Source organism: Streptomyces sp. BBFR102, assembly GCF_051397025.1.
Taxonomy (GTDB): Bacteria; Actinomycetota; Actinomycetes; order Streptomycetales; family Streptomycetaceae; genus Streptomyces.
Map to the genome: position 1 here is coordinate 5,653,576 of NZ_CP195757.1, position 19,674 is coordinate 5,673,249.

Consider the following 19,674-nt stretch of genomic DNA (forward strand, 5'->3'; position numbering starts at 1 on the left):
TCAGTCCTTCCGCTCGGCCTCGCGTACCGCCTCCGGGGTCGGCGCCGTGCCGCCCAGATGGGCCGGCATCCACCAGGTGTCGTCCGGACCCTTGGGGCGCACCGGGTAGGCCCGCTGCGCCGCCTCCAGCAGCTCCTGCATCCGCTCCCGCAGGCGGCGGGTGATCGCCCCGGCGTACTGGTCGGCCGGCGCCTCCAGCGGCTCGCCCACGCGGATGGTGACCGGGATGTGGCTGCGCCGGAAGTTGCGCGGGTGGCCCTTGGTCCATATCCGCTGGGTGCCCCACAGCGCCATCGGGATCAGCGGGACCCCGGCCTCCTGGGCCAGGCGGGCCGCTCCGGTCTTGAAGGACTTCAGTGTGAACGACTGGGAGATGGTGGCCTCGGGGAAGACCCCGATGATCTCGCCGGAACGCAGGGAGTTGAGCGCGTGCGCGTAGGCCGCCTCACCCTTCTTGCGGTCGACCGGGATGTGCTTCATGCCGCGCATCAGCGGACCGGAGATCTTGTGGCGGAAGACCGAGTCCTTCGCCATGAACCGCACCAGCCGCTTCTGCGGCAGCGCCGCCAGGCCGTTGAAGATGAAGTCCATGTAGCTGATGTGGTTGCTGACCAGCACCGCACCGCCGACGCGCGGGATGTGCTCGGAGCCCCGGCACTCGATCTTCAGGTCAAGTGCCTTGAACATCGTTTGCGCGGCACCGATGACCGGTCGATAGACGAGTTCTGCCATGTAAGTGGGGACCCTTCTGTGCCCGGGGAGGGCTCTCCCGGCGGAAGTTACGGAGCCGTAGGTTTTCGGCTTTTCGCAGATCGTGCCCCAAGAACGAGCCGGAGACCAGCCCCGGTTCCGGTACGCCGCGAGAGCTTCGTCACGTCTGACCTGGTTCTTCCCTGCTCGGACCGTGAAATTCGTGCGCCTCGTGCGGGGAGTCGGGAGCGCTCGCCGGCGGTTCGGGGGCGACGGGCGGGCGCCTCGGAGGAAGGGGGCGGGGGCCGTCGACGCGGACGGGGAACCGGGCGGGCAGGATGGAGGTGATGAGTGCGACGGGTACGACCGCTGCGGCGGGTCCGGCGAAGGGTGGGGCGGTCATGGCGGAAAGGCCGGAGAGCGGAACAGCCGATGCGGGCGGGGGCGCCGGCGGCGCGCCGCTCGCGCTGCTGGACGCCCGGCTGCTCGGGGCCGAGTTGGGGGAGCGGGCGACCCTGGTCCAGTTCTCCACGGCCTTCTGCCAGCCCTGCCGCGCGACCCGGCGCGTACTCGACGACGTCGCCGCCCTGGTCCCGGGGGTCCGCCATGTGGAGATCGACGCCGAGGCCCACCTCGACCTGGTCCGCGCCGTCGGCGTCGAACGGACACCCACTGTGCTGATCCTCGACAGCCGGGGCCGGGTCGCCCTGCGCGCCACCGGTGCGCCACGCAAGGCCGACGTGCTGGCAGGGCTCGTCCGGGCCCTGTGACCTCGGCGGATGACCCGGCATGGAGCAGAGTGGCGCGCGCGGCCCCACTTGACGTCCCGCCCCACCTCTCGTCAGGGTGACGTCATGCCCGCCGAACACCGCACCGCCCTCAGACTCCCCTCGCCCTCCGTGTCGAACCTCGGGAGCGCGTACGGCGGTACGGAAGGAGGCGCGGACGTCCGCGCCCCGCTCGACGGTTCGCCGGAGCTGCTGCGTGCCGCGTTCCGGCGCCACCCGGCCGGTGTCGCGGTGATCACCGCGCGCGGGAGCCGGCTCGCCGGATTCACCGCCACCTCGCTGACCTCGGTCTCGGCGCAACCGCCCCTGGTCTCCTTCGGCGTCGGCACCGCCTCCGGCAGCTGGGCGGTGATCGCCGAGGCGGAGCACGTCGGCGTCCACCTGCTCGGCGAGGGCCAGCGCGAGCTGGCCGACAGGTTCGCCCGGAGCGGAGCCGACCGGTTCGCGCCGCCGACCCGGTGGCGGGAGGGGCCCGAAGGGGTGCCCCTGCTCGAATCGGTACCGGTGTGGCTGGTGTGCCGGGTGGTGGCGCGGGTCCCGGCGGGGGACCATCGGGTCGTGGTGGCCGAGGTGGTGGCCGGCGATCCGGCCGGACCCGGCCGTCCGCTGGTCCATCACGACGGGCGCTACAACGCCCTGCGGGACTGAATCGTTCCGGGTCGGCCGGGGTAGGCCAGATCACAGTGCAAAGCGCTTGCTTACCGGGCAGGAGCTGGGTGTACTGACGAGTAATATTTCGGTCGGAGCGCGGTCTCGCCCCCATCGGGATTCGCCTCTTCAGGCGCCTATGCTGCGTTCCAGTACGCAGCCAAGAAAAGACGATGCAGTAGGAGAGCCGGCGTGAGCTTGAGGATCGTTGTCTGTGTGAAGTACGTGCCCGACGCCACCGGCGACCGGCACTTCGCCGATGACCTGACCCTGGACCGTGACGATGTCGACGGTCTGCTGTCGGAGCTGGACGAGTACGCGGTCGAGCAGGCGCTCCAGATCGCGGACGAGGCGGACGACGCGGAGATCACCGTGCTGACCGTCGGCCCCGACGACGCGAAGGACGCGCTGCGCAAGGCGCTGTCCATGGGTGCCGACAAGGCCGTCCACGTCGAGGACGACGACCTGCACGGCACCGACGTCATGGGCACCTCGCTGGTGCTGGCCAAGGCGATCGAGAAGACCGGCTACGACCTGGTCATCTGCGGCATGGCCTCCACCGACGGCGTCATGGGTGTCCTCCCGGCGGTCCTGGCCGAGCGCCTGGGCGTCCCGCAGGTCACCCTCCTGTCCGAGGTCTCGGTCGAGGACGGAACCGTCAAGGGCCGCCGCGACGGCGACACCGCCACCGAGCAGCTGGAGGCATCCCTCCCGGCGGTCGTCTCGGTCACCGACCAGTCCGGCGAGGCCCGCTACCCGTCCTTCAAGGGCATCATGGCGGCCAAGAAGAAGCCGGTGGAGTCCCTGGACCTGGAGGACCTCGACATCGAGGCCGACGAGGTCGGCCTGGAGAACGCCTGGACCAAGGTCGAGTCCGCGACGGAGCGCCCCGCCCGCACGGCCGGCACGATCGTCAAGGACGAGGGCGAGGGCGGCAAGCAGCTCGCGGCCTTCCTGGCGGAGCGGAAGTTCGTCTGAGGCGCAGCCTCACCGGCCGCAGCGTGCGCGACAGCGCCGGGACCGGCCACCCCACCGCCCTCTCACCCTTCGCAAGCAGGAGATTGAAGTCCCATGGCTGAAGTTCTCGTCTACGTCGACCACGTGGACGGTGCCGTCCGCAAGCCCACCCTGGAGCTGCTGACGCTGGCCCGCCGGATCGGCGAGCCCGTCGCCGTCGCGCTGGGTGCCGGTGCCGCCGACACCGCCTCCGCGCTCGCCGAGCACGGTGCGGTCAAGGTCCTGACCGCCGACGCCCCCGAGTTCGCCGACTACCTGGTCGTCCCCAAGGTGGACGCGCTCCAGGCCGCCTACGAGGCCGTCTCCCCGGCCGCGGTGCTGCTGCCCTCCTCGGCCGAGGCCAAGGAGATCGCGGCCCGTCTGGCGCTGCGTATCGGCTCCGGCATCATCACCGACGCCATCGACCTGGAGGCCGGCGACGAGGGCCCGGTGGCCACGCAGTCCGTCTTCGCGGCCGCGTTCACCACCAAGTCCCGCGTCTCCAAGGGCACCCCGGTCATCACCGTGAAGCCCAACTCGGCCCCCGTCGAGGCCGCTCCGGCCGCCGGTGCGGTCGAGGCGCTGACCGTCTCCTTCTCGGAGAAGGCCACAGGCACCAAGGTCGTCTCGCGCACCCCGCGTGAGTCGACCGGCCGACCCGAGCTGACCGAGGCCGCGATCGTCGTCTCCGGCGGCCGTGGCGTCAACGGCGCGGAGAACTTCGCGGTCATCGAGGCCCTCGCCGACTCGCTCGGCGCGGCTGTCGGCGCCTCGCGTGCCGCAGTCGACGCCGGCTGGTACCCGCACACCAGCCAGGTCGGCCAGACCGGTAAGTCGGTCTCGCCGCAGCTCTACATCGCCAACGGCATCTCCGGTGCGATCCAGCACCGCGCCGGCATGCAGACCTCGAAGACCATCGTGGCCGTCAACAAGGACGAAGAGGCCCCGATCTTCGAGCTGGTCGACTACGGCGTGGTCGGCGACCTCTTCGAGGTCGTCCCGCAGCTCACCGAGGAGGTCAAGGCCCGCAAGGGCTGACGACCCCGCGCAGTACGCCCTGAGCCCCCGCCCCCGGCCCACCCGGCCGGTGCCGGGGGCTCCGGCGTGCCCGCCGCGGGGTGCCCGTCGTCGCCGGGCCGGTGTTGACCGGGGCAGGCCACCCGGCTAACTTCGCAGCGCGCGGATCTTTGATTCCGGTAATCGGAAATGAGGAGAGTGTGGGCATGGGGCGACGCGAGCAGGCGGCCACCAGTTTCGGCAGCGGCGTCACCGAGGAGGTCGGAGCCCTGCTGGCCCCGGTCGACGCGGAGCTGGAGCGCCGCTACCCGGGCGACCCCGGCACCCGCCAGCCCGTCCACACCGTCTACGTCCCCGCCGATGCCTTCGGCCCCACCACCCTGCGCGACTGGGGCGACGAGGCTCTCGACGCCCTCGACACGCACGCCCCCGACGCCGCTTCCTTCGCCGCCGTCCTCGGCCTCGCCGACGACCTGGCCCAGCCGGTGTACGACCGCGTCCGCGCCAAGCTCACCCGCGAGCCCGTCGAGGACCTGCGCATCGACTTCGAGGACGGCTACGGCCCCCGCCCGGACGCCGAGGAGGACGAGGCCGCCGTCCGCGCCGCGCGTACCGTCGCGGCGGCCTGCGCCGACGGCGCCGCCGCCCCGTACACGGGCATCCGGATGAAGTGCATGGAGGCCGCCGTCCGTGACCGCGGCATCCGCACCCTGGACCTCTTCCTCACCGCGCTGCTCGCCTCCGGGCCGCTCCCCGGAGGCCTGGTCCTCACCCTCCCCAAGGTCACCTACGCCGCTCAGGCCACCGCCATGGCCCGCCTGTTGGAGGCGTTCGAGAGGACCCACGGGCTGGACGCCGGGCGGCTCGGCTTCGAGATCCAGATCGAGACCAGCCAGTCCATCCTCGGCCCCGACGGCACCGCCACCGTCGCCCGCATGATCGACGCCGCCGAGGGCCGTGCCACCGGTCTGCACTACGGCACCTTCGACTACAGCGCCTGCCTCGGCGTCGCCGCCGCCCACCAGGCCGGCGACCACCCGGCCGCCGACCACGCCAAGGCCGTCATGCAGGTCGCCGCCGCGGGTACCGGAGTCCGGGTCAGCGACGGCTCCACCAACGTCCTGCCCGTCGGCCCCACCCCCAAGGTCCACGACGCCTGGCGCCTGCACTACGGCCTGGTCCGCCGCGCACTGGCCCGCGCCTACTACCAGGGCTGGGACATGCACCCGGCCCACATCCCCACGCGCTACGCCGCCGTCTTCGCCTTCTACCGCGAGAGCTTCGAGCAGGCCGCGGCCCGCCTCGCCGCCTACGCCAGCCGCACCGGCGGTGACGTCATGGACGAGCCCGCCACCGCCAAGGCCCTCGCCGCTCACCTCCTGCGCGGCCTGGAGTGCGGCGCCCTCGACGACGGCGAGGTCGCCCGCCTCAGCGGCCTCACCCGCGCCGACCTGGAGACGTACGCCCGCCCGCGCCGCGCCGAACTCGGCCGCGAGCGCGGAGCCTGACGGGCCGCCGGGCGCCACGGCCCACCGCCGTCCGGCGGAACCCGCTCGCCTCCCGGGCTGCCCCGCGCGTACCCGTGCCGTTCGCCGCCGAGGCCGAGCGGCGCTGGTTCCACGCGGTGGGCAAGCGCGAACGGGCCACGGCACGCCGCCCAGAAGGTCCCACGGCGTCCACGCCTACCTCGACGCCACCGGAGCCCGCGCCGACGAGGCGTGCGCGCCCGGCGCGCGGCCTCGCTGACGACACCACCTACCGGCGGCGCGAGGTCTTCTCCCTGTGCTCCGCCTCACCGCATGATCGAGGAGTACGCCCGCCGCGACGGCCGCGCCGACCTCTGTGCGCGCACGCCCGGTCGGGAACACGGGGGCGTAGCGCGGGTCTACCGACCGGCGGGCGGAAGTTCCCCCGAGCCCCGCACGATCAGCCGGGTCGGCAGCTCCACCCGGCGGGGGCGCGCCGGTTCGCCCTCCAGGCGGCCGAAGAGCAGGCCGGCGGCGGTGCGGCCGATCAGGGCGGCGTCCTGGGCCACGACCGTCACCCCGGGGCGCAGCAGATCGCCCAGCTCGACGTCGTCGAAGCCGACCAGCGCGACGGGCTCCTCCCGGTCGGCCAGCACCCGCAGCGCCGTGACGGTCACCCGGTTGTTCCCCGCGAACAGGGCGGTGACCGGCTCTGGGCCCGCGAGCATGCGCGCGGCCTCGGCCGCCACCCGCTCGGCGCCGGTCGGCCCCATCGACACCCAGCGTTCGTCGACCGGAACCCCCGCCTGAGCCATTGCCTGCTGGTACCCGCGCAGACGCTCGGCGGCGGTGTGGATGTGGGGCAGGTCGCCGACGAAGCCGATCCTGCGGTGGCCGTGGGCCAGCAGATGAGCGACGCCCTCGCGGGCTCCGCCCGCGTTGTCGGAGAGGACCGCGTCGGCCTCGATGCCCCCGGCCGGGCGGTCGACGAAGACGGTGGCCACTCCGGCGGCGATCTCCGGCTCCAGGTAGCGGTGGTCCTCGCCCGCCGGGATGACCACCAGGCCGTCCACCCGGCGGGCGCACAGGGCGAGGGCCAGCTCCCGCTCGCGCTCGGGGTCCTCGGCGCTGGAGCCGTTGATGAGCAGGGCGCCGTGGGCGCGGGCGACCTCCTCCACGGCCCGGCTGAGCGGCCCGTAGAAGGGGTCGGCCAGGTCCTCCAGGATCAGGCCGACGCTGGCGGTGCGTCCCTTGCGCAGTACCCGGGCGCCGTCGTTGCGCCGGAAGCCGAGCGCGTCGATCGCCTCGCGGACCCGCCGCTCGGTCTCCACCGTCACCCCGGGCTCGCTGTTGACCACCCGGGAGACGGTCTTCAGCCCCACCCCCGCCCGGGCGGCCACGTCCTTCATGGTCGGGCGGTTGCCGTAACGCGGTGCGGGGCGGCGGACGGTGTGGGCCACGGTGCGCTGTCCTGTCCTCGGGCCGGACGCGGGTCCGGTGCCTGGCGTGGCCAGCCGCCCGGCTGCCGGCCCCGCCTGACGCGGAGCGCACGCCCGGCCCGGCCGCGCGAACGGCCGGTCTGGCCCGGCCTGTCGGGGCCGTGGCATCGAGCATAGAGTGTGGACAACGTTGTCAGAATCGGGGGGACAATGGATCAGCACCAAGAGACGTACTCAGGGGCACCCGCGACTGGCGCCTCCCCAGGAGCTCCGACCGTGACCCGTACCGACCTGACCGCCGCGCTCGACGTCGGCGGCACCAAGATCGCCGCCGCCCTCGTCGACCGGGAGGGGTGCGTCGTCCGACGGGCACAGCGGCCGACCCCGGCGGACCAGGACGGCGAGCGGGTGGTGGCCGCCGTCCACGCGGTGCTCGGGAAACTCGCCGCCCGGCCCGAGTGGGAGCGGGTCGGCGCACTCGGGATCGGCAGCGCGGGGCCGGTCGACGCCTCAGCCGGTACGGTCAGCCCGGTCAACATCCCGGGCTGGCGCGACTTCCCGCTGGTCGAGCGGGTCCGGGAGGTGGTGGGGGCGCGTCCGGTGCGGCTGATCGGCGACGGTGTCGCCGTCGCGGCCGCCGAGCACTGGCAGGGCGCGGCGCGTGGCTACGACAATGCGCTCTGCATGGTCGTCTCCACCGGCGTCGGCGGCGGACTGGTCCTCGGCGGCCGCCTCTACACGGGCCCCACCGGCAACGCGGGCCACATCGGCCACATCAGCGTCGACGTCGACGGCGACCTCTGCCCGTGCGGCGGCCGGGGCTGCGTCGAGCGCATCGCCAGCGGCCCCCACATCGCCGCCCGCGCCCTCGCGGAAGGGTGGCGTCCCGGGCCCGACGGCGACACCTCGGCCGCCGCGGTGGCCGCCGCGGCCCACGCGGGCGATCCGCTGGCCCGGGCCTCCTTCGCCCGGGCGGGCCGGGCGCTCGCCGCCGGGATAGCGGCCACCGCCACGCTGACCGAGGTGCGTATCGCGGTCGTCGGGGGAGGGGTGGCGGCCGCCGGAGAGGTGCTCTTCGCTCCGTTGCGCCGGGCGCTCGACCAGTACGCCACGCTGGCTTTCGTGCGCGGTCTGACAGTGGTCCCCGCGCGGACCGGGGCGGACGCCGGACTCATCGGCGCGGCAGCCGCGGTCCTCCGGGAGGACGGCTGGGGAGGGTCGGCGGGGAGCCGCCGACAAGCCGCCTGACGGGGCGTACGCCCTCACGTGTGCGGGGCGTTCGCGAGGGCGGAGCTGGGTGGGTCCGCCAGGCGCGCAGTCCCGGCGCACGGTCGCTCGGAGGGGCGCACGACCGGCGCATTCAGCGGCGGGCGGCCCTCTCTGAATACGGTGGGTTTCCGTGGCACTGTGGGACGGGCAAGCCACTGGCGTCTACGGATGAGGGGGAACCGTGATCATCTGGATCAACGGTGCGCTCGGGGCGGACCAGACCGCCGTGGCGAAGGAACTGACGGAGCTGCTCCCGCGGAGCGTGCTCTTCGACCCGGAGACGGTCGAGGAGCAACTCGTCCGGCTGCTGCCGCCGAAACGGCTGGCCGAGGTGGCGGATCTCCAGGAACTCCCGATGTGGCGCCGACTCGTCGTCGACACCGCAGCCGCGCTGTTCGCGGAGACCGGCGGCGACGTCATCGTCCCCGGCAGTCTGCTGCGCCAGGAGTACCGGGACGAGATGTTCGGGGCCCTCGCCGCACGCCGTATCGCGGTGAGCCATGTGCTCGTCGACCCTGGGGAAACGATCCTGCGGGCGCGGGCCGCCAAGACGCCGACCGGAACCCGGACCGCTTCCCGCCACCCTCACGACCCCGCCGCGTACGGAGCCGTACTCGCCGCTTGGCTCGCGGCGGACGCCCACGTCCTCGACACCCGGGGCCTGTCGCCCGCGCAGAGCGCACGGCGCATCGCCGACCTGCTCCACGACGGCGGCGCACGGGCCTGCGACATCGTCCAGACACCCGATCCGACGGCCGAGACCGTCGCCTCCGGGGTCCTGCTCTTCGACGAACGGGACCGGGTGCTGCTGGTCGATCCGACGTACAAACCCGGCTGGGAGTTCCCCGGCGGGATAGTCGAGCGGGGGGAGGCGCCCGCCGCCGCAGGGGTGCGCGAGGTCGCCGAGGAGACAGGGCTCAGCCTGGACCAGGGAGAACTGCGCCTGCTGGTCATGGACTGGGAACCGCCGATGCCCCCCGGGTTCGGCGGGCTGCGGCTGCTCTTCGACGGGGGGCGGCTGGGCAGCCGCGACGTCGTCGGGATGCTCCTGCCGGGGCCGGAGCTGCGGGCGTGCCGGTTCGCCAGCCTGGACGAGGCCGAGGGGTTGCTGCCGCCGGTGCGGTTCGAGCGGCTGCGGTGGGCGGTGGCGGCGCGGGGAAGCGGGGGGCCGCTGTATCTGGAGCGCGGGGTGCCGTTGCGGTGAGGGCGGGCTGCCGTAGGTGGTGCCGCGGGGTGCCCTCCGGTGCTCCGGAGGCGGTTACGGCTCTGGCCTCGTGCAGGCGTGCCGGTAAGCCACGCCGGTAGGGGCGCCCGGCACCGCGATGCCGTCGAGGAGCGGGACGTCCCGGCCCCGCGTCCCACCCGCCCCACGGCCATCGGTCCGCCCCCGGACGGCGCTTCGGCCTGTCAACGTGCCGACCGTCCGCCTCGGGCCCGAGCGCCCACCCGAAGAGGGCCGCGCGCCGGGACGATGCCGCTGAGGAGCGGCGGCGTGTCCAACCGTGCGCGGCCCTCGTCCGGCGGCCACCCTGGAGTGCCTGCCCTGCCGAAGACACGTCTCGGCACCACTGGCGCCCGGCCGCCCACCCGCTGAACGACCCGGACTTCCTCGATACTCCCCGCTACCGCTGCGAGGGCCTGAAGCCCGGCCCCGGGTGCGCGGTTCCAAGGCGCGGGGCACCGGAGTGGTGAGGATTCCGCTCGCCGGGCGAGAGCCGACGGGCGCAGGTGTGCGCCCGTCGGGCAGCCTCGGCCAGGCCCTGGCCCGGGGACTCCACGCGACCGCGGTGGCCTTCCGTTCCGACACCGCGGCCCAGCCCGACCGCATCCGAGCGCTGGGAGCCGGTGAACGCCGGGCCGTCGCCCGACACTTCCCTGTTCGCTCCCGGCGGCTGGGCGGGAGCTAATCCCTCGGGCCGCCGTCCTTCGCGTACCGCTCGCGTCGGTGTCGCGCCGTCACCACCGCCCCCGGCTCGGCCGACGCGATCGCGGCCGTCCTGGCCGTCCTGGACGGCCTGCGCCTGGTCGCCGACGACGTCGTCCTGGTCCGGGGCGTCGGTCGTTGCGGGTATGCGGGGACTGGTCGACCACACGGGCCCCGACGGACCGTCAGCGGCCCGACGTCGCCGCGTTCTCGAAAGCCCTGGCCGCTACGCCGGCCGTTCCACGGCGACGGGTGCGCCCGCCGGTGAGGTCGTCATGGGCGGCTCGTCGCCGGTGGACTGGTGGTCAGCAGGTGCGCGAGGGCCGGCCTGCACCCCGCCGGGTCCTGTGGCGGGGTGCAGCCGTACGCGTCACCGGTCGTCCGGGTGGCGCAGGTCAGCCGGCGTCGGACGTCCGCGCGTAGTTCTGGAGGAAGTACGCCTCCGTCACCGCCAGCCGCTCCAGTTCCTCCGGGGAGACCGACTCGTTCGGGGCGTGGATCTGGGCCTCGGGTTCCGAGAGGCCGATGAGGAGGATCTCGGCCTGCGGGTAGAGGGAGCCGAGGGTGTTGGTGAGGGGGATCGAACCGCCCTGGCCGGCCTCCTGCATCTGCTCACCGGGGTAGGCGGCTGCCATCGCCTCGGCCATGGCCCGGTACGCGGGGCTGCTCGTGTCGGCGCTGAAGGGCTGGCCCTGGCCGATCTGCTCGACCCGGACCCGCGCCCCCCACGGCACGTGGCGCTCCAGATGCGCCGTCAGCAGCTTCATCGCGTCCTCCGCGGCCACCCCCGGAGGAACGCGCAGGCTGATCTGCGCGCGGGCGCTCGCCTGCACGGACGGCGTCGCCCCGACCACCGGCGGGCAGTCGATGCCGATGACGGTGACGGACGGGCGGGCCCAGATGCGGTCGGCGACCGTGCCGGCTCCCGTCAGCCGGACCCCGTCGAGAACCTTCGCGTCCTTGCGGAACTCCTCATCGGGGTACTGGAGGCCGGGCCAGACCGCGTCGTTGGCCAGACCGTCCACCGTGGTGGAACCGTCCTCGGCGCGCAGCGAGTCCAGGACGCGGATCAGCGCGGCGAGCGCGTCGGGGGCGGCGCCGCCGAACTGGCCCGAGTGGAGGTTGCCCGCCAGCGTGTCCACGGTCAGCCGCGCCATGGCCATGCCGCGCAGGGTCGCGGTCACGGTCGGCACGCCGACGCGGAAGTTGCCGGAGTCGCCGATGACGATCGCGTCGGCCCGCAGCAGCTCGGGGTGGGTCTCGGCGTACCGCTCCAGGCCACCGGTGCCCTGTTCCTCGGAGCCTTCCGCGATGACCTTGACGTGCACCGGGACCCCGCCGGCCGCCTTGAGCGCCCGCAGGGCCAGCAGGTGCATGATGAAGCCGCCCTTGCAGTCGGCGGTGCCGCGCCCGTACCAGCGCCCGTCCCGCTCGGTCAGGGTGAACGGCGGGGTGACCCAGGCGGCCTCGTCCAGCGGCGGCTGCACGTCGTAGTGGGCGTAGAGCAGTACGGTGCGCGCCCCCTCGGGGCCGGGCAGGTAGCCGTAGACCGACCGGGTGCCGTCCGGCGTGTCGAGCAGAGCCACGTCCTGGAACCCCTCGCCGCGCAGCGCGCCTGCCACCCAGTCGGCCGCCGCCTCGCATTCCGCGCGGGGGAACTGCTCCTCGTCCGCGACCGAACGGAAGGCCACGAACTCGGTGAGCTCCTCCTTGGCCCGCGGCATCAGTGCGGCGACGGTCTCGGCGACCGGAGTGGACGGCATGGGCACGCTCCTGGTGGGTGCGACGTTGTACGAGGGGCGCGCGGATGGGCGCGCGTCGAATGCATGGCCGATCCTCCCACAGCGGCCGGGGGAGGGCAGCGGTCGTAGGATGCCCGTGGACAGGCGCGGCAGGAAGCTGGATCGGGAGCGGTAGACCATCGTGAGCAGCGAGAACTCAGCCGGTGACGACCGGCAGGTGTGGGACGTCGTCGTGGTCGGGGCAGGCCCCGCCGGAGCGTCGGCGGCCTATGCGGCGGCCGTGGCGGGGCGTCGCGTCCTGCTGCTGGAGAAGGCGGAACTGCCCCGCTACAAAACCTGTGGCGGGGGCATCATCGGCCCGTCCCGGGACAATCTGCCACCCGGTTTCGACCTGCCTCTCCAGGACCGGGTCCGTGCGGTGACCTTCTCACTGAACGGCCGCTTCGCGCGCACGCGCCGGTCCCGGCAGATGCTCTTCGGCCTCGTCAACCGCTCCGAGTTCGACCAGCGGTTGGTCGAGGCGGCGCAGAAGGCCGGGGCCGAGCTGCGGACCGGGGCGACCGTGCTCCGGGTGGAGCAGCACGGTCCGGCCGTTCCCGACCGGCGGACGGTCGCCGTGTTCGTACAGACCTCCGGGCCTTCCGGCGAGCGTGCGGAGGAGACGCTGCTGGCCCGCGCCGTGGTCGGGGCGGACGGCAGTGCCAGCCGGATAGGCGCACACGTCGGGGTGAAGCTGGACCAGGTCGACCTCGGTCTGGAGGCGGAGATCCCGGTGCCCGAGACCGTGGCCGAGGACTGGCAGGGGCGGGTGCTCATCGACTGGGGTCCGATGCCCGGCAGTTACGGCTGGGTCTTCCCCAAGGGAGACACCCTGACCGTCGGCGTCATCTCCGCCCGCGGTGAGGGCGCCGCCACCAAGCGTTACCTCACCGACTTCATCGCCCGGCTCGGGCTGGCCGGCTTCGAACCCTCGCTCTCCTCGGGTCACCTGACGCGCTGTCGCACCGACGACTCGCCGCTCTCCCGGGGACGCGTGGTGGTCTGCGGGGACGCGGCCGGGCTGCTGGAGCCCTGGACGCGTGAGGGGATCTCCTACGCGTTGCGTTCGGGGAGGCTCGCCGGGGAGTGGGCGTTGCGGATCGCCGAGGCGCACGACGCGGTGGACGCCCGGCGGCAGGCCCTCAACTACGCCTTCGCCATCAAGGCGGGGCTCGGGGTGGAGATGGCTGTGGGGCGGAGGCTCCATCAGCTCTTCGCGCGGCGGCCCGGGGTGTTGCACGCCGCGCTGACCGGGGTACGGCCCGCGTGGAACGCCTTTGCCAAGGTGACTCGCGGTGCTACGAGTCTGGGGGAGCTGATTCGGAATCATCCGGTGGCGGCGCGGATGCTCGCTGGGGGGGACTGAGCTTTTGTCGGCCTCAGGCCCCGGCCGGGGGTGCGTTTCGGCGGGCCCCGCCGTGCCCGTGCCGGTCACCGACTGGCCTCAAACGCCGGCCGGGCTGGGGCTGGGCTTCGCCCCGTTCTGCCGCCTTCTGCCCGTGCCGGTCAACGATTGGCCTCAAACGCCGGCCGGGCTATAGGGGTTCGCGGTTCGTTCGCCGTTGTGGTCGGGCGTGGCCGCACCGGGGTACCTCCTCACAAACTGCCAGGTGCGGGGACAGTCGCTTCAAGACGGGCTCGGGGCAGTTTGCTGCGGGGGCACCCCGGCACGGCCCCGCCCTTCCCTCTCGTCGGCGTCGTCCCGCCGGTGGGAGGAGGAAAGACAGACCGTCCCCGAGGAGTCTTTGTGGCCTGCTGAGGGGAGGACGGTGGTGACTGTGGGGGAGCGGGCAATGGGTGACGGCCCTATCCACCCACCGGCGGTTGGCCGCGTACGAGACCGTGGGGTGGGGTCGTGTCGGGGTGCCCCCGCAGCAAACTGCCGCCAACCCGTCATGCTCCAACTGTCCCCGCACCTGGCAGTTTGTGAGGAGGTACCGCGGCGCGGCCACGCCCCACCCCCGTACCGGAGGGACCGCGAACCCCACAGCCCGGCCGGCGTTTGAGGCCAATCGTTGACCGGCACGGGCGAAGAGGGGCAGATCGGGGCGGAGCCCAGCCGAAACCCAGCCCGGCCGGCGCCGAGGCCAACCAGGGACCGGCACGGTCGAGAAGCCGCAGATCGGGGCGGAGCCAACTACACCCCAGCCCCCGCGCTGCCCCAGCACCCGACACCCGCTCGTGGGAGCATCCCGGCATGGCCGCGCTCATCCCCCGTTCCCGCACCACGCCCGCCCCGGGCGCCGTGCACGTACCCGAGTGGCTGTCCGAGGAGCGTCAGCGGGGGCTGGTCGAGGCGTGCCGCGGGTGGGCGAGGGGGCCGGTGCCGATGCGGCACACCGCGTTGCCCGGGGGAGGGACGATGTCGGTGCGGAGTGTCGGTCTGGGGTGGCACTGGAGCCCGTACCGGTACACGCGCACGGCCGAGGACGTGAACGGTGCGCCGGTCGCGCCGCTGCCGGAGTGGCTGGTGGAGCTGGGGCGGCGGGCCGTCGCCGACGCGTACCAGGACGAGGCGGCGGGGGAGGCGTACCGGCCGGACGTGGCGCTGGTCAACTTCTACGGGCCCGGCGCCACCATGGGGATGCACCAGGACAAGGACGAGCGGTCCGACGCGCCGGTCGTCTCGCTCAGCGTCGGTGACGCCTGCCTGTTCCGGCTCGGCAACACCGAAGGGCGCGGCAGGCCGTGGCAGGACATCCGGCTGGAGAGCGGGGACCTGCTGGTCTTCGGCGGTCCGTCCCGCTTCGTGTACCACGGGGTGCCCAAGGTGTACCCGGGTACCGCCGAGCCCTCCGTCGGCCCCGCGACGGGCCGCCTCAACCTCACCCTGAGGGTCACCGGGCTAGCCGGCTGAACCCCGGCGGCGGGCGCGGGCCCCGTGCCCGGACATGGGAGACTCGCCGTCATGAACGGCAAGTCGGCGCCCCGCACGGCCGGTGGCACACCCCCACGGACCCGGCTCGAAAGAGGGCGCGGCGCGCTCGGCCCCGCCCTGGAACTCGTCCGCACCGGCCGCGCCCCCACCCGGGCCGTCCTCACCTCGGAACTCGGCGTCACTCGGGCCACCGCAGGTGTCGTCGCCGCCGAACTCGCCACGCTGGGCCTCATCCGCGTCGACGCCCGCCCCGCAGCCGAGGGCTCCCAGGGGCGCCCCTCGCACCGCCTGTCGGTGGACCCGGAGGGGCCGGTCGTCCTCGCCGCACAGGTGCACTCCGACGGCTTCCGGGCCGCCCTGGTCGGCCTCGGCGGGCAGATCGTCGCCACCACCCCCGGCTGTGAGACGGTCGGTGCCGACCCGGCCGAGGTGATCGGTGCCGTGGTGGACGCCGGGGCAGGGCTGCTCGCCGAGACCGGGCGGCGCTGTGTGGGCGCCGGACTGGCGGTGCCCTCGGCCGTCGCTGAACCCGAAGGCACCGCCCTCAACCCGCTCCACCTGGCCTGGCCGCCGGGCGCCCCGGTCCGGGAGATCTTCCGCCGGTGCGTGGCCGACGCCGGGGTGCCGGGTCCCGCCTTCGCCGCCAACGACGTCAACCTCGCCGCCCTCGCCGAGCACCGCCACGGCGCCGGACGCGGCGCCCGCGACCTGCTCTGCGTGGCCACCGGCCACCGGGGTGTGGGCGGTGCGCTGGTGCTCGACGGGCGGCTGCACAGTGGCAGTTCCGGACTGGCCCTGGAGGTCGGCCACCTCCCCGTCGACCCCGACGGCCGCCCCTGCCACTGTGGCGGCCGGGGCTGCCTCGACGTCGAGACCGACCCGATGGCCTTCCTCGCGGCCGCCGGGCACCGGCCGGGCCCCGAAGGCTCTCTGCTCCAGCAGGCGCGCGACCTGATCGTGGCCCGCCCCGGCGACCCGGCGGTGCGCGAGGCGGTCACCGCCCTCGTCGACCGCCTCGGCTTCGGTCTCGCCGGCCTGGTCAACATCCTCAACCCCGACCGGGTCATCCTCGGCGGGCTCCACCGCACCCTGCTCGAAGCCGACCCGGACCGGCTGCGGGCCGTCGTCGCCGACCGCAGCCTGTGGGGGCGCAGCGGAAGCGTGCCGATCCTCTCCTGCACCCTCGACCACAACAGCCTCGTCGGCGCCGCCGAACTGGCGTGGCAGCCCGTGCTGGACGATCCGCTGGCGGCCCTCGTCGCCGTCTGAGCGCCGCCCCTGGCGGAGGAACGACCCCGCGGGCCCCTCGGGGAAGGGGCCGACGGGGCCGTCCGTTCACCGCGGGGTCAGCCGACGAAGGCCGACCGGGCGGGAGCAGGAGGGCCGGCGGCGAGGCCGGGGGGCGCGCCGCCCAGGGCGGAGTCGGCGAACGGGCCGGGCGTCGTCGCGCCGTACAGGGCCGCGCCGCCCGGCTCGGCCGGGACGGGGCAGGGAGCGGGCAGGGTGAACCACACGACTTTCCCGCTGGTCTCCCAGGGGCGTACGCCCCAGCACTCGCTGACGGCCGCCACCAGGGCCAGGCCGCGCCCGCAGGTGGCGTCCGACTCGGCGTCCCGGACCACCGGCAGACGCGGGTCCCGGTCGCGGACGGAGACGGTGAGGCGGTCGAGCAGCAGTTCCAGCCGCACCGTGCAGCGCTTGTCCGGTTCCGCGTGCCGGTGGACGTTGGTGAGCAGCTCGGTCACTCCGAGAGCGGCTCGGTCGACGAGCGGATCGAGATGCCAGTAGCGCAGCTGCGCCGAGACGATTCTGCGTACCTGGCCTATCCGGGGCGGCAGGGCCTGAAGCTCCACCGCGCACTGCTGCCTGGTCGGCTGGCTGATCACGGTTGCGACTCCCCGAATTGAGTCCGGCAAAGACGGCGTTCGGATGTCGGCGGCGACCGCACCCGGCCGCTGCCTGCTCAGAGGGCCGGCGGCTGGTTCTCAGCGTGATCGCCGGCAAACCCAGGGTGATGTGTGACCAGAGTGACGCAGGGGGTCGGGGCCTGCAACTCGCAAGCCCCCGGACGGCGGTGGCACCCGGTGCCCGCCCGCCGCGCCGGTGATCGCACCCAGGCGGCCCGGCCCGCCGCTCAGCCCACCCCCCGGGCCTGGCCGACGGCTTCGCGGAGTCTGCGCACCGGCGACACGTGCGGGGCCGAGGCCGCTGCGGCGGGCCCGCCGAGGCGCAGCCGGTACCGGGTGTCGTTGAAGGCGATCACCGCCTGGTCGTCCGAACCGAACCAGCTCCGCTCCACGCGGACTTCACGGGCCGGTGCGCTGTCGATGACCCGCCCGCAGCTGGTGAGCAGGGCGAGCCTGCCGTCCACGACCCGGACCTCGCCGGCCCGCGTCAGCGAACGCAGCCGCCGCACGATGCCCACCCCCGTGGCCGAGAACTCCGACTTGCCCATGACGTCCCACCCCTCCAGCTTCTGGAGCCCTTCGACAGTGCCCCCCGGCGGTACGGACATCGGGTCCGCCCCGGGCGGAACACCACGTCCCGCCGAGTGCAGTCTGCCCAACCAGAGGGTGGCGTACCACCTCTCACGGGGGCAGCGCGGGGGCGCGCCTCCCTGCCGGGCATGCGCCCCCACCATCGGCCAAAGCGCCTGCCCCAGCAGTCCCTTTGAGCGCCTCAAAGAGGCGTTTATGCAGGTGAGAAGGGTCAGGGAGGTGTCTATGATCGAGGCGTCCGCCGGCTTCGACGGCCGGACCCCGAGTGTGAGGAGTCCGCGGTGACCACCCCCGAGCACGCCCCGGCCGCTGCCCGCCCCCTGCCCACCGCCGACGTGGATCGCAGCGACCCCGGTTACCGAGAGTGGCTGAAGGAGGCGGTCCGCAAGGTCCAGGCCGACGCCAACCGCTCGGCCGACACCCATCTGCTGCGGTTCCCGCTGCCCGAGGAATGGGGTGTCGACCTGTACCTCAAGGACGAATCGACCCATCCCACCGGCTCGCTCAAGCACCGGCTGGCCCGCTCCCTCTTCCTCTACGGGCTGTGCAACGGCTGGGTCCGTCCCTCACGCCCCGTCATCGAGGCGTCCAGCGGCTCCACCGCCGTCTCCGAGGCGTACTTCGCCCAACTCATCGGCGTCCCCTTCATCGCCGTCATGCCCCGTACCACCAGCCCGGAGAAGTGCCGGCTGATCGAATTCCACGGGGGCCGCTGCCACTTCGTGGACGACCCGCGGACCATGTACGAGGAGTCGGCCCGTCTCGCGGCGGAGACCGGCGGCCACTACATGGACCAGTTCACCTACGCCGAGCGGGCCACCGACTGGCGCGGCAACAACAACATCGCCGAGAGCATCTACCAGCAGATGCGCCGGGAGCGGCACCCCGAACCGGCCTGGGTGGTCGCCACCGCGGGCACCGGCGGCACCTCCGCCACCATCGCCCGCTACGTGCACTACATGCAGTACGACACCCGGGTCTGCGTCGCCGACCCGGAGAACTCCTGTTTCTTCGACGGCTGGCGGCTCGGCGACCCGGCGGTGCACTGCGACAGCGGCTCGCGGATCGAGGGCATCGGCCGCCCCCGCATGGAACCCAGCTTCCTCCCCGGTGCCGTCGACCGGATGATGAAGGTCCCCGACGCCGCCAGCGTCGCCACCGTGCGGATGCTGGAGGGTGCCATCGGGCGCCGCGCCGGGGGCTCGACCGGGACCGGGTTGTGGAGCGCGCTGCGCATCGTCGCCGAGATGCGCGCCGAGGGGCGCACGGGCAGCGTCGTCACGCTCCTCTGCGACCCCGGTGACCGCTACCTCGACAAGTACTACTCCGACGCCTGGCTCGCCTCGCAGGGCCTGGACATCGCGCCCTACGCCCGCACCCTCGACGCCTTCCTCACCACCGGGCGCTGGCCCGGCTGAACCGCGCCGGTGCTCAGCCCTGAGGGCCGGCGACCACCAGCAGCCGCAGCCGCTCGGCGACCTCGGAGCGGGCCTCCTCGTCCAGCCCCTCGTCCGTCACCAGCGTGTCGACCTGGTCCAGCGTCGCGAACGAACTCAGCCCCACCGTGCCCCACTTGGTGTGGTCGGCGACGACCACCACCCGGCGCGCCGAGCGGACCAGGCAGCGGTTGGTCTCGGCCTCCGCGAGGTTCGGCGTGGACAGGCCGGCCTCCGGTGCTATGCCGTGCACGCCGATGAAGAGCACGTCGACGTGGAGTGAGCGGATCGCCTGGTCCGCGACCGGCCCGACCAGCGAGTCCGAGGGCGTGCGCACGCCGCCCGTCAGCACCACCGCCGCCTGCCGCTCCGCCCCCGGCTGTGCCGCGTGGAAGACGTCGGCGACCCGTACCGAGTTGGTCACCACCGTCAGGTCCGCCACCCCGGTCAGCCGCTTGGCCAGCGCGTACGTGGTGGTGCCGCCGGAGAGGGCGATGGCGGTCCCCGGCGACACCAGCGCGGCAGCCTCCCGGGCGATGGACTCCTTGGCGTCCGGCTCCAGCCCCGACTTCGCCTCGAACCCCGGCTCGTGGGCGCTGGCGTCGGCAGGGGGCACCGCGCCACCGTGCACCTTCTCCAGCACACCCTGGCGGGCCAGCACGTCCAGGTCCCGACGGACCGTCATGTCGGAGACGCCCAGCCGGCGCGTCAGCTCGTTGACCCGGACGCCGCCCCGCCTGCGCACCTCGTCGGCGATCAGCGCCCGCCGCTGCTCCGCGAGGAGGCTCTGCTGCTCGCCCACGTCACGCTCCGTCCTCCCGGTCCAGCGGGCCGCCGTCCCTGT

The 19,674-nt window shown here is 73.8% G+C and carries 17 protein-coding genes; 11 read left to right on the top strand and 6 right to left on the bottom strand.

The window, feature by feature from the left end:
• Nucleotides 1-732, bottom strand: coding sequence for a lysophospholipid acyltransferase family protein (locus ACSLIC_RS25110; RefSeq protein ID WP_436739968.1), 732 nt, complete (start codon nucleotides 730-732; stop codon nucleotides 1-3).
• Between the two features lie 359 nt (nucleotides 733-1,091).
• Between ACSLIC_RS25110 and ACSLIC_RS25115 the strand changes: the two genes are divergently transcribed.
• From ACSLIC_RS25115 to ACSLIC_RS25135, 5 genes are all read left to right on the top strand, one after another.
• Nucleotides 1,092-1,460 (top strand): thioredoxin family protein, encoded by a 369-nt coding sequence (locus ACSLIC_RS25115; RefSeq protein WP_436739969.1) that lies wholly within the window; start codon nucleotides 1,092-1,094, stop codon nucleotides 1,458-1,460.
• A gap of 84 nt (nucleotides 1,461-1,544) precedes the next feature.
• Complete coding sequence (locus tag ACSLIC_RS25120; protein ID WP_436739970.1) at nucleotides 1,545-2,126, top strand: flavin reductase family protein; 582 nt, start codon at nucleotides 1,545-1,547, stop codon at nucleotides 2,124-2,126.
• 192 nt (nucleotides 2,127-2,318) lie between these two features.
• Complete coding sequence (locus tag ACSLIC_RS25125) at nucleotides 2,319-3,104, top strand: electron transfer flavoprotein subunit beta/FixA family protein (RefSeq protein ID WP_436739971.1); 786 nt, start codon at nucleotides 2,319-2,321, stop codon at nucleotides 3,102-3,104.
• A gap of 93 nt (nucleotides 3,105-3,197) precedes the next feature.
• Nucleotides 3,198-4,160, top strand: coding sequence for an electron transfer flavoprotein subunit alpha/FixB family protein (locus tag ACSLIC_RS25130; protein WP_436739972.1), 963 nt, complete (start codon nucleotides 3,198-3,200; stop codon nucleotides 4,158-4,160).
• Between the two features lie 185 nt (nucleotides 4,161-4,345).
• Nucleotides 4,346-5,647 carry a DUF6986 family protein gene (locus ACSLIC_RS25135; protein ID WP_436739973.1) on the top strand — a complete coding sequence of 434 codons (1,302 nt, stop codon included), beginning with the start codon at nucleotides 4,346-4,348 and terminating at the stop codon, nucleotides 5,645-5,647.
• Nucleotides 5,648-6,024: 377 nt separating this feature from the next.
• Here the strand turns inward: ACSLIC_RS25135 and ACSLIC_RS25140 are convergent, their stop codons facing one another.
• Entirely contained in the window at nucleotides 6,025-7,065 is a 1,041-nt protein-coding gene (locus ACSLIC_RS25140; protein ID WP_436739974.1) for a LacI family DNA-binding transcriptional regulator, read from the bottom strand.
• A gap of 255 nt (nucleotides 7,066-7,320) precedes the next feature.
• On the opposite strand from ACSLIC_RS25140, the gene ACSLIC_RS25145 reads away from it, so the two are divergent.
• Both ACSLIC_RS25145 and ACSLIC_RS25150 read left to right on the top strand, forming a co-directional pair.
• Entirely contained in the window at nucleotides 7,321-8,292 is a 972-nt protein-coding gene (locus ACSLIC_RS25145; protein WP_436739975.1) for an ROK family protein, read from the top strand.
• Between the two features lie 202 nt (nucleotides 8,293-8,494).
• Nucleotides 8,495-9,517: an NUDIX domain-containing protein gene (locus ACSLIC_RS25150; protein ID WP_436739976.1), complete on the top strand. Its 1,023-nt coding sequence runs from the start codon at nucleotides 8,495-8,497 to the stop codon at nucleotides 9,515-9,517.
• A gap of 1,115 nt (nucleotides 9,518-10,632) precedes the next feature.
• On the opposite strand, the gene ACSLIC_RS25155 is transcribed toward ACSLIC_RS25150, so the two are convergent.
• A complete protein-coding gene (locus ACSLIC_RS25155) occupies nucleotides 10,633-12,000 on the bottom strand; it encodes a dipeptidase (RefSeq protein ID WP_436739977.1) in 1,368 nt (455 codons plus the stop codon).
• Nucleotides 12,001-12,160: 160 nt separating this feature from the next.
• Between ACSLIC_RS25155 and ACSLIC_RS25160 the strand changes: the two genes are divergently transcribed.
• The 3 genes from ACSLIC_RS25160 (at nucleotide 12,161) to ACSLIC_RS25170 (ending at nucleotide 16,165) form a co-directional block, all read left to right on the top strand.
• Nucleotides 12,161-13,384, top strand: coding sequence for a geranylgeranyl reductase family protein (locus ACSLIC_RS25160; protein WP_436739978.1), 1,224 nt, complete (start codon nucleotides 12,161-12,163; stop codon nucleotides 13,382-13,384).
• Between the two features lie 831 nt (nucleotides 13,385-14,215).
• Nucleotides 14,216-14,875, top strand: a complete 660-nt coding sequence (locus ACSLIC_RS25165; RefSeq protein WP_436739979.1) for an alpha-ketoglutarate-dependent dioxygenase AlkB family protein — start codon at nucleotides 14,216-14,218, stop codon at nucleotides 14,873-14,875.
• A 51-nt stretch (nucleotides 14,876-14,926) separates the two neighbouring features.
• Complete coding sequence (locus ACSLIC_RS25170; RefSeq protein WP_436739980.1) at nucleotides 14,927-16,165, top strand: ROK family protein; 1,239 nt, start codon at nucleotides 14,927-14,929, stop codon at nucleotides 16,163-16,165.
• Between the two features lie 77 nt (nucleotides 16,166-16,242).
• Here ACSLIC_RS25170 and ACSLIC_RS25175 read toward each other — a convergent pair whose 3' ends face one another.
• Together ACSLIC_RS25175 and ACSLIC_RS25180 are read right to left on the bottom strand one after the other, a co-directional pair.
• Complete coding sequence (locus ACSLIC_RS25175; RefSeq protein ID WP_436739981.1) at nucleotides 16,243-16,782, bottom strand: ATP-binding protein; 540 nt, start codon at nucleotides 16,780-16,782, stop codon at nucleotides 16,243-16,245.
• A 248-nt stretch (nucleotides 16,783-17,030) separates the two neighbouring features.
• The gene (locus tag ACSLIC_RS25180; RefSeq protein WP_436740477.1) at nucleotides 17,031-17,351 is read right to left on the bottom strand and encodes a hypothetical protein; all 321 of its coding nucleotides are present in this window, start codon (nucleotides 17,349-17,351) and stop codon (nucleotides 17,031-17,033) included.
• Nucleotides 17,352-17,675: 324 nt separating this feature from the next.
• On the opposite strand from ACSLIC_RS25180, the gene ACSLIC_RS25185 reads away from it, so the two are divergent.
• Nucleotides 17,676-18,812 (top strand): PLP-dependent cysteine synthase family protein, encoded by a 1,137-nt coding sequence (locus tag ACSLIC_RS25185; RefSeq protein ID WP_436739982.1) that lies wholly within the window; start codon nucleotides 17,676-17,678, stop codon nucleotides 18,810-18,812.
• A 13-nt stretch (nucleotides 18,813-18,825) separates the two neighbouring features.
• On the opposite strand, the gene ACSLIC_RS25190 is transcribed toward ACSLIC_RS25185, so the two are convergent.
• Complete coding sequence (locus tag ACSLIC_RS25190) at nucleotides 18,826-19,632, bottom strand: DeoR/GlpR family DNA-binding transcription regulator (RefSeq protein ID WP_436739983.1); 807 nt, start codon at nucleotides 19,630-19,632, stop codon at nucleotides 18,826-18,828.
• Nucleotides 19,633-19,674: the final 42 nt, after the last annotated feature.

Coding starts and splice junctions, on each gene's coding strand:
- ACSLIC_RS25115 (WP_436739969.1), top strand. CDS start 1,092: ATGGCGGAAAGGCCGGAGAGCGGAACAGCCGATGCGGGCGGGGGCGCC.
- ACSLIC_RS25135 (WP_436739973.1), top strand. CDS start 4,346: ATGGGGCGACGCGAGCAGGCGGCCACCAGTTTCGGCAGCGGCGTCACC.
- ACSLIC_RS25110 (WP_436739968.1), bottom strand. CDS start 732: ATGGCAGAACTCGTCTATCGACCGGTCATCGGTGCCGCGCAAACGATG.
- ACSLIC_RS25130 (WP_436739972.1), top strand. CDS start 3,198: ATGGCTGAAGTTCTCGTCTACGTCGACCACGTGGACGGTGCCGTCCGC.
- ACSLIC_RS25170 (WP_436739980.1), top strand. CDS start 14,927: ATGAACGGCAAGTCGGCGCCCCGCACGGCCGGTGGCACACCCCCACGG.
- ACSLIC_RS25165 (WP_436739979.1), top strand. CDS start 14,216: ATGGCCGCGCTCATCCCCCGTTCCCGCACCACGCCCGCCCCGGGCGCC.
- ACSLIC_RS25120 (WP_436739970.1), top strand. CDS start 1,545: ATGCCCGCCGAACACCGCACCGCCCTCAGACTCCCCTCGCCCTCCGTG.
- ACSLIC_RS25155 (WP_436739977.1), bottom strand. CDS start 12,000: ATGCCGTCCACTCCGGTCGCCGAGACCGTCGCCGCACTGATGCCGCGG.
- ACSLIC_RS25180 (WP_436740477.1), bottom strand. CDS start 17,351: ATGGGCAAGTCGGAGTTCTCGGCCACGGGGGTGGGCATCGTGCGGCGG.